Below are 10,701 nucleotides of genomic sequence, written 5' to 3'. Positions count from 1 at the left end.
TGCCGGCCGGCTGGACGTTCGGGACGCCGGTGAGACAGGCGGACGGGAGCTGGTCGGTCACCCTGAGCGAGGGGGCGGTGAGTACGGGAATGGACCTGTATGAAGAGGTCAGCTATCAGGGCACCGCGCAGGTGCTGGCGGAGCATGATGTGGCCACACTGCGCACCCCCCTGGGGCAGTGGGCAGCGCAGTCGGCGAAGATGAACGGCCTGAGACTGCTGAGCTATACGGAGTATGACCCGAATGATGTCAGCACGGATTACCGTCTGTACCGTGACAGCTACCGTGTGGAGGATGTTCCGGACCTGAGCGTGGATTATCAGGCGGCCTCCCTGTATATCCGGGGTACGGCTCTGGGTGAGAATGACGTGGTGGTGCGGGTGCGGCTGACGCCGGATGACACGACGCAGCGGGTGGTGATGAGTGCGTTCCAGCGTTTTCCACAACTGAGCGGGTATGCAACGGCGTCGCTGACGGTGAACGGCGTGGCGGAAGAAGGCGTTCTGGTGGTGTTTGACAAAACGCAGCCGGTGACGACGGTGGCCGTTCAGGCGGGCGTGCTGAATGAGGATGGCACGGCAGACTGGCAGGTGAACACGACGGTGAGGGCGGTCTGGAGTGAGAGCCGGCAGGAGCCGCTGCTGACGCTGGATGACAATGCGCCGGCAGACTGGCAGTTCCTGAGCATGCAGGCAACCGGGAATGCAGGGGAATTTACCACCCTGCTGACCGGTGCCTTCCCGGGTTCATTACATATTGAGAGCCTGACCAGCGACAAAGCATCCATCGCAGATAACGGAACAGATGTGGCAACACTGACCGCTCTGGTGCTGGATGCTCAGGAAGTCGCTACGGAGGGAGTGACAGTGCACTGGAATACTACATCCGGAATTCTGAATGTAGCGAGTTCGACAACGAATGTAGAGGGACAGGCAAGCGCTCAACTGAGCTCGACAGAAGATGGTACGGCGGTAGTAACCGCGCAGATCCTGGGACAAGACAGTAAAGAGATAACCATTCAGGTTACCAGTCAGTCGCTAGTGGTCATGGGGGCAAGGAGCAGTAATCGCAGTTATGGTGAATATATTCTCAGCCGCCTGGTTGCTATGGATCCTGTCACTTCATCCCCAGTTATTGCATCCTGGCAATATACCGATGATATGGAAACTTACTCAGGTTCATCATTTACCGATATCTATCCGGAACGAGAGCTTACAGTGAGTGCTGCTGGTTATTTGAGCGTAGGGCTGAATGTTAGCAATATTCTGGGATCGGGTGGATGGTACGATGATGATCCTGGCAGCTCAGCGGCTTTTTCTGCCAGAAAAAATGATGCGACGGTTGTAGCTTGGGGAAGTCCAGAACGTGGCGGTGTTAATCCTGCCGGGACGGATAACAAAAATGTTCAAGGGATGTGCGCTACTGCCAGTGCTTTTGCAGCTATTCGCTCGGATGGGTCGGCTTTCGCATGGGGAAATGAAGATCGTGGGGGAGTTATACCATTAAATATTAGCGAGCGATTTGATATCGTCGATCTTCGCTCAAATAGAGGTACATTTCTACTGCGAGCCACTTCTTCACCTTATATACAGACCTGGGGACTGGGGTCTACGGTCGTTGATGATGAATTCCCTGATCTCGATTTATCCGTTCCCAGTAATATTGCTGCGATGAATGATATTGTGCAATTGCAGATGACAGAATTTGCAGCCGCAGTTGTAAACAGTGTTGGACAGGTATTCGCATTTGGTGATGCATCAAGTGGTGGTGCTCCAGATACAACAATAACGGGATTATCTGGAATTACGAGTTGCTATTCTACCCTTGACGCTTTTGCTGTGTTGCATGGTAGTGGTCAGATCGCTGCATGGGGAAATGAGAATGGTGGGGGTGATGCCCGAGTTGTCATGGGATATACAGATGTCATGCGTCTTTGTGGCACACAAAGTGCTTTCCTGGGTCTTAGAAAAACCGGAGAGATTATTGCATGGGGAAATAGTGATGAAGGCGGAGCCATTCCTGCTGAGTATCTCGAACTGTCTAATGCGGTAGATATTAAATCAACCTATTCGGCTTTTGCTGTCTTACGAAGTGATGGCACAGTTGTTTGTTGGGGCGATGAAGCGCATGGTGGAGTTACTCCGAGTGTAAACAACGTTATTGCAATAACAGGGACCAGTTATAGTTTTGCAGCACTGCGAAGTGACGGCACTGTTTATACGTGGGGTGATGCTGTATATGGCGGTGATTCATCATCCGTTAGTGCTAGTTTGAAAAATGTAAAAGCTATTTATTCCAACTCCAGGGCATTTATTGCATTAAAAAATGACAATACCGTTATTGTTTGGGGAGATACTGAATCCGGAGGATCTCAAGGCGATGTTCCCGCCACGTTAAACGGATATATCTCGTATTCTTTCTGATAAATGCAATGGCACACTATTGCAGTGTGCCTATTTGATTGAGGTCATACATTATGAAAACATTCATTTATATCTTGATCCTGTCTTGTTGCTCCGGATATTCAGTTGCAAGTGGGCTCAGCTATCGAGGATATACTGTGGCAGGAGAGTTAGCTGCAGATTATAGTTTGCAATCATCCGTATGTGAGAATGTTGATGAGCCGGTGTTCACGTGTTCAGGTGTGTTATTGCATGGTGTGACATCATCTGCTTCTGCCCAACCATGGGTTCCCACGGATGAAGAGGAAGCGCTGGGAGGAATGTCATTCTCTTTTCTAAGAGAGGATGTGAATTTTAATTCTTTAAATAGTGGTTACGATCATGGATTTATTGTTTATCCCTCCGCACTTTCTCCAGTAAATAGCAATGTCCTTACTCCACTGTGTGCTTTTCCTGTAAGTGCCGATACGCAAAGCAGGAATGCTCATGGCTGTGGTCCAACACCAGAATATCCTGATGAGAGCATTCCCTGTCAGGAGATGAATATTACAACCTCATCATCGTGGTACACCCATTACAACTCTGTTCCTGATAACGATAAAAAAACACATCAATGTGGTTTTACTTTAACCACAGCGAATGATTTCCAGCAGGTAATAAGTAGTATCAGTCTTGTTGAAAATGATGCTTTTAGTGCACCCAATGAAATTATGTTGCCAACATGGTCGCAATCAGAAACACCAACAAACTTACCTTTGCAGGCATTTTTCTATACGACAACGACTGCGCTATCATTGGCACAGGAAGAGCAACAAGGCTATTATGATACTACTGGAGCTTTTTTGCCTGTTATACATTTGGAACTACCTCAAAAGCCTGGTGATACCGCTTCATTTATTTATAACGAAAGTGATCAGGTAGTAACAGATGTTGCAGCAGTGCTTACTGCTCAATATAATGATACACGGAAGTTTTGCAATCATTCTGACATGCCTGCGTATCTGTGTTCTGGTGTACAGATTCGTGCAACAGATCCTGGTAAAGAAAAACCATGGGAACCTGATAGCAAGAATATTAGTAGTGGCGGAACATCATTTTCTTATCTTCGACAAGATGCAGAATTTGATCGCTTTGCTTATAGTAGAGATAATGGCTATATTCTTTATCCAACCAATGATCGTATGCCTGGGAATGTAATTATCGATGTACTTTGTGCATTTCCCATCGATGGAGCTACAGATAATCGAAGCGATTCAGGATGTGGTATATATAGCGGCGAAGGAACGGCAAGCGAAGAGTGTCAATACCAAAATATCTACACTGCAACACAATGGTATGACCACTATGTATCCGGTGGGCACAGTCATACTTATCAATGTGGTTTTATCGTGAGCCAGGATAGCCCTTTGAATCGAGGTTATGATGTGGCTGATGCATTTTATCAAAATTTATTAGGTATAAACCTAATTCTTTCCGAGTCATTCACCACACCGAATGAACTCCGTCTGCAAACATGGGGAGGGGTTTCTGATGATAAACTTCCCATCCAGGCTTTCTTTTACATTCAGGGGGGGCTAGGCAATGCCCAGGAAAACCAGCAAACCTATTATAATGATAATAAAATTATCATCCCAATCATTAAAATTACGCTTCCAACAACAGAGAACCAGGATGTGATATTCACGTACAACCCAGCAGATCAAATAGTCACTTAGCAATGAATCCGCCCATGTGACGCAGAGTGTTTTTCTGGTTTTGACCTCTTAACCAGAGATGATACCACTAAGAACGTATGTGCGAATGGTGCAGCATCGTCTCATCTTCAAGGAGTGGTGCTTTTAACCGTGACTCTAAAGCCCGGGAAATGGACTGACCCCATAAAGTTGGGTGTCCAACTTTTGAGATGCAGTCCATTCCGCAATATTAACGGGTTACGTTTAAAGCAACATTAGCAGAGCGTTGGATTGATGTTCCATCTAAGCTAATGTAAGCACAAAATAATCTGCCGTCATTCACAGGGGCGTCTGCTGACGGTAACCCCGGGGTAACGAGCGTTATAGTCTGCCCCCAATTCCCATCATCAATGACAACGTCCACGGAAAGGCGTTTAGTGTCGCTTTCATAGTCGTACTGGCAATCTAGCGTTTGGCCTTTGATCATGCCAGCCCAGGGAGGTACTGTGAATTTAATACCATCTGCTATTTCTGAACGAGGTACCGTGCCACCGGCAGGTGTTGATGTGAATGTAATTGGAGCACTGACATCTTCGGTAAAAGTGAGAGTGCTTTGGCGCGTAATGGTAGTGGTACCTGACAGTATAGATGCCTCAGGTGTGAAACTTCCTGCAGAACTCGAGGTAAACTGGAAAGTAACTTCGCCATTATTGTCGGTTATTCCGCCCGACGCGGGGGTAACGGTAAGATCTGAGTTTCCAGTATTCCAATTGACGGTGATACCGCTGATGGGGTGGTTATTATTGTCTGTGACTTTTGCCGTTACTGGCAGTTGCTTCAGATATCCTGCCGTGCCTGAAGCAGAACCCGGAGTCAGCGTCAACTGCAACACACGGGTAAAAGTCACTGTTGTGCTGCTATTCTTACCGTTTGATAGCCGCGCAGTCACTCTAACATTTTCATTTGTGGTATCTGTTAGTCTTAATGTACTTTCTCCGTTACCGTCCGTAGTGGTCGTGCTGTTTTGGGGCGAAGCAGTAGATGAATCAACGCTCCAACTTATATTTTTACCGGAAAGCGCCTGTCCAGAAGGGGTCTGAATGGTGGCCATCACCTCATTATATTGTGAGCCATCAGCTTGCGCATTATTTGTAGTGACAACTAACCCCGCAATGATCGAATCATCGGTAAAAGAGGATGGCTGGCTAAGCGTACTGCCATTAGTTGAGGCCGTTAAAGTCAGCGTTTCTGCGACTGAATCAGTATAAGTGACCGTCGACTTTCCGTTAGCGTCTGTCAGGCCGGTATTCGCTGGTGTTAACAGAACTGTCGATTTATCAGATGACCAGCTGACTGTCTGACCTGCTAATATATTCCCATTCGCGTCGGTGACAGTCGCTTCGGCAGTATTAGCTTCAGGGCTATTCACTGAGCTTCCATCTTTGGTCACGACTAAGGTGGCTACTCTCGCAGTGCTGGCATCGGCGATGAATGTACTGGATTGAGTACGACTACTACCATTAGCCAATAATGCTTTAACATTGACAGTTTCTGCTTTTCTGTCTGTAAACGTTACTCGCAGAGTGCCATCTGGCCCAGTGTTTCCGCTTGTTGCACTGAGTTGAGCTGTACCATCGATATTCCATGTAACGTTCACATTTGGTACAGGTTGGTTGCGATTATCGACAACAGTGACAGTAGCCTGATTGGTGGTCACGCCATTAGCTAACGCACCTGACGTGACGAGCAGGTTGCTAATAGTTTCTTGCGCAACATCCGCAACGAATACACTCGCAACACTGAGCTTATTGCCGTTTGCAATCTGTGCTGTTAATTGAATCGACTCTGCAACAGTATCTGAATAAGCTACGGTTGCTTTACCTGCGCTATCAGTCATGGTCTGCGAAGTAAATACGACTCCTGATTTATCTGCGCTCCAGCTTACCGTCATGTTACTGACTGGATTTCCTCCACTGTCCCTGACATAAACTTCTGCTGTATTGGTGTCTGTCCCGTTAGCAGGGGAACCATCCTTTGTTACTTTGATATCTTGCAGGATAATACCAGCGGGATTGGTAGCAAAGTGGCTTGATTGAGAGGCAGTGTATCCTCCGGCAGTGGCATTAATGACAATGGGCCCTGCGGCTGTTGAAGTAAATTCTGTCGTGACCTGCCCATTAGAATCAGTTATGGTTTGACTGTTTTTTAGCCTGGCGGGGTTATCGACTTTCCATGTAACTTCGGTATTTACAATTGGACGTTTATTGATATCTGTCACGACAGCGAGCGCCTGATTAGCTGTTTGTCCATCAGCAATACTGTTATCTTTTGTTATTTTTAAAGTGATATTATTGACAACAACTTTTGTAAATTGACTAATTTGGGTTGCAGAAATACTCCCGCTGTGAGCAGTAATTTGTATGGTTTCTGGCGTAGTATTAGTGAATTCAATTGTGGCTAAACCATTACGATCGGTTACAGACGTTGTCGCAGCAAGTTTGGTTGTTCCTGTAGCCGTCCAGTTTATAACGATATTATTCACTGGCTGACCACTGCTGTCTGTTGCATAAACCTGTGCAGTATTCGGCGTCAGACCATCGGAGGGACTGTTATTAACTATCACCTGGAGCGCTAGCGCATTCAGGACTTGTTCATCTTTCTTTTTATATTGCATAATAATTTGATTATTACGCTCAACCAGACCATAGCGGTTGCCTTCCAGACTGCGAACCTGACGAATATTATCAGGATTTATCTGCCAGGACCATGGTTGCCCCAGTTCGTAGCGGAAATTAACACCAAACTGTGTGTCCTGTAGCGCATTCTGACCTTTTTTATAATCTACAGTTAGCATGACCATGGGTACTGGAGAATAATTTAATCCCGTAGTTATAGCCGAAGGGTTACTTTGCAAATGATCCGTATCAAATAATGCAACCTTGTTGCCGTAATATTTTTCGTAAACTATTTTTGCTCCGAGTTGTGGATAAACGGGAAGATAACCTTCGGCGCGGACATCATAACCATCAGCAGGTTTTTCATTATAATTATCAAAATCATGGGAATCGTGCCATTCAGTTGTAGAAAAATAAGTATTAGCTGATAACTTGAGATAACTTCTCCAGGCTTCAGCACCAATCCCAACCCGACGGTTATTACCCGTGAAATCGTTATCAAAAAAAACATTGCTGCCAAACATCCAGTTTTTTAAATAGAAGGTTCTCACGCCTATCCCCAGATTCCCCGTCATTCTCCCATCAGGGGAGCGAACACCAAGTTGCGTGAAAAGAACTGACTCTTCATTATCATAAAGCGGCATTAGCAGATCCAAAGAACTATCATCCCAGTTCCCATTTTGATCAACTTGTAATTGTACCTTTGCATTTCCAAACTGGTTTAACCATTTTTCAACTGAGGACGCAGTGTTTCCGGTTACCATCGATTGAGCTGTTGTTTTCAGACCATCGCCCCCTCCGCTGGAGAGGCTATTAGCGATCGTATTTAACGTGCCGCTTTGAGGAAGTACATTCTGAACAGGAGGCGACGAAGGTTGGGCCTGAATGGTAAAGCTGAAGATAAATAAAGAAATTAACTGCAACGCAATCTGGCTCCATGCCATCATTTTGAATGATATTTTTTTATACACGAGCTGATGGTTCATTGCTTGTCCCCTCTCTAACCTGGCCTGAACCCGTTCAGTAAAGAAATGCTACCGATTGGCCCAGTAGTCAGGCCATACGTCTTAGTCTAAAAAAGAACTATAACATCAAACATATACAGTTCTGATCCTTCAAACCCCGTAGAATCAGCATTCGACCAAAACAACGATAGGTAGTAATATAGATTATTAAGCTTGATGTTAGCAACGAACATATGACAATGCGAGTAAAATTTCAATTCGAGGTAACTGATGAATGAATATAACCAGCAATCTTGCTCAGATGCGAGAACCGGTGGAAATGCACATGTCAGCATTACCGCGATCAGGATTTGTTGGTGCGTCTCAGGCTGCAACGCCTAAATGAAAGAGTCCAATGCACCAGCCATGGTAATGATTTTAGATGCAGGGGTTACTTTGCAAATATAAATTCCAGAAGAATACAAAAGCAGAAAAACAGACTTCAATAAGATTGAGCATGTCATTAAAGAGAATAAATCATGTTATAGTGCAATCAAATAATATCAACATTTCAAAATGGGTTGCTCGCCTGCCAGGGTATTTCACACACTTTCAGCCAGTGCTGATATTTCATTCTCACCAGGATAACAGGCAATATTTTGAGTAATGAATTTAACTCTTCTTACAATATCACCAACATGTCCTTCAAATTCATCATCAGTAGGTAATGGTGGCGTCGAGAACGTGTACGATGTGTATTAAAAATCCGGAAACAGGGGGCTGTTTCCGGATCACAGTAAATAGCTGAAGCGAGCAGATGCTCCTCATATTGGCAGGCATAACGTGCTATGCCTGCCTCTGTTTCTGGTAAACCTCCAGGACGCTATCGGAATGATTTATTCCAGGTACGAGATATTCCCCTGCAGCTCAGCCGGAATATTCGCCATTTCTCCGGCCTCTCCGCCCCCCCAGACAACCACAGTATCATCGGATTTCAGGGCGACAAACATCATATAGCCACTGTATATTGCCACCACGTTCGTCAGCATGTCGGCCACATCAGAGGGGATCGTGCCACCGTTGGTCGCGTCCCCCCAGACAAGAACGTCGCCCGAGGCGGTCAGTGCAGCAAAAGCACCGGCTGTCGCCGCGATATTCACCAGATCGGTACGTGAAGCAATCTCTGGTGGAACACTGCTGCCATAAGCTTCATCTCCCCAGGCCACTACGCCACCCTGAGCAGTCAGTGCAGCAAAGGCGTTTTCGCTACCACACAAGCTAACCAGATCGTTACGTGAAGCAATGCCCGATGGCACGCTTCCGCCTGAATCACCCTCTCCCCAGGCCACCACGTTTCCTTCACTTGTCAGGGCTGCGAAGGACTCCAATGTTGCTGCCACACTCACCAGGTCCGTACGTGAGGCAATAGCTGAGGGAACACTTCCTCCAGCATCACCGTAGCCCCATGCCACGACACTGCCTCCGGAGGTCAGGGCTGCAAAAGCGCTGAAGTTTGCAAACAAACTTTTCAGATCGGTGCGTGCAGAAATATCCGATGGTACGCTGCCGCCAAAGCCGGACTCTCCCCAGGCCACCACACTCCCTCCGGCAGTCAGGGCTGCAAAGGCCTGCCCAGTACCCCGTAACTCCACCAGGTCAGTGCGTGAAGAAATATCCGATGGTACGCTGCCGCCAAAGCTGGACTCTCCCCAGGCCACCACACTCCCGCCATTTGTCAGGGCGGCAAAGGCAGTATCAGTTACTGCCACACTCACCAGGTCAGTTCGCGAAGCAATAGCTGAGGGGACACTTCCTCCATAATTATCGTCACCCCATGCCACGACGCTGCCTCCGGTGCTCAGTGCGACAAAAGCGTATACGTTTCCGGATACACTGGACAGATCTGTGCGGGAAGCGATATCTGGCGGCACGCTACCACCATCCTGACTGTCTCCCCAGGCGACAACATTGCCACGGTTCAGCAGAGCGGTGGATGCACTGTCAGTTTTCATCCAATTGACTGAGATATTCTGTGGCCGCAGGGTGAGCACTTGACGAGATGTCGATGACCACACGGTCAGTTTTTTTTCCGGACGCTGATCGGTGAACCGGCTCGCCGTTACCACTTCGCTTTCGCCCTCGCCTTCATACTGCCACTGTGCCACAACTGGCTGCAATGTTCGCTTGTCCAGAGCCACCAGAGGAGGGCTACAGGTCCAGTCAGCTTTTATGTTCCTTGCCCCACGCACCACAATGCCCGGTGCCAGAAGATCCCCGGTCAGCAGGGTGGTAAACTCCCCTGCATTCCCGGTTGCCTGCATGCTCAGGAACTGCCAGTCTGCCGGCGCATTGTCATCCAGCGTCAGCAGCGGCTCCTGCCGGCTCTCACTCCAGACCGCCCTCACCGTCGTGCTCACCTGCCAGTCTGCCGTGCCATCCTCATTCAGCACGCCCGCCTGAACGGCCACCGTCGTCACCGGCTGCGTTTTGTCAAACACCACCAGAACGCCTTCTTCCGCCACGCCGTTCACCGTCAGCGACGCCGTTGCATACCCGCTCAGTTGTGGAAAACGCTGGAACGCACTCATCACCACCCGCTGCGTCGTGTCATCCGGCGTCAGCCGCACCCGCACCACCACGTCATTCTCACCCAGAGCCGTACCCCGGATATACAGGGAGGCCGCCTGATAATCCACGCTCAGGTCCGGAACATCCTCCACACGGTAGCTGTCACGGTACAGACGGTAATCCGTGCTGACATCATTCGGGTCATACTCCGTATAGCTCAGCAGTCTCAGGCCGTTCATCTTCGCCGACTGCGCTGCCCACTGCCCCAGGGGGGTGCGCAGTGTGGCCACATCATGCTCCGCCAGCACCTGCGCGGTGCCCTGATAGCTGACCTCTTCATACAGGTCCATTCCCGTACTCACCGCCCCCTCGCTCAGGGTGACCGACCAGCTCCCGTCCGCCTGTCTCACCGGCGTCCCGAACGTCCAGCCGGCCGGCA

Annotated in this window: 4 protein-coding genes; 2 read left to right on the top strand and 2 right to left on the bottom strand. The window is 48.4% G+C overall.

Going from position 1 to position 10,701, the window contains the following annotated elements; translation table 11 throughout:
* Nucleotides 1-89 precede the first annotated feature (89 nt).
* Entirely contained in the window at nucleotides 90-2,423 is a 2,334-nt protein-coding gene (locus ACLW56_RS24440; protein ID WP_330986218.1) for an Ig-like domain-containing protein, read from the top strand.
* 137 nt (nucleotides 2,424-2,560) lie between these two features.
* Complete coding sequence (locus ACLW56_RS24435) at nucleotides 2,561-4,117, top strand: hypothetical protein (protein WP_330986217.1); 1,557 nt, start codon at nucleotides 2,561-2,563, stop codon at nucleotides 4,115-4,117.
* A 208-nt stretch (nucleotides 4,118-4,325) separates the two neighbouring features.
* On the opposite strand, the gene ACLW56_RS24430 is transcribed toward ACLW56_RS24435, so the two are convergent.
* Nucleotides 4,326-7,736, bottom strand: a complete 3,411-nt coding sequence (locus ACLW56_RS24430) for an Ig-like domain-containing protein (RefSeq protein ID WP_330986216.1) — start codon at nucleotides 7,734-7,736, stop codon at nucleotides 4,326-4,328.
* Nucleotides 7,737-8,590: 854 nt separating this feature from the next.
* Nucleotides 8,591-10,701: RCC1 domain-containing protein (locus ACLW56_RS24425; protein ID WP_415378137.1), on the bottom strand; the 2,111-nt coding region annotated here is incomplete at its 5' end.

Source organism: Pantoea sp. sgz302252 (assembly GCF_047713085.1).
In the GTDB taxonomy this organism is placed as follows: Bacteria; Pseudomonadota; Gammaproteobacteria; order Enterobacterales; family Enterobacteriaceae; genus Scandinavium.
Note: the sequence above shows the minus strand (reverse complement) of the source record. Positions and strands in the feature narration are given on the sequence as shown.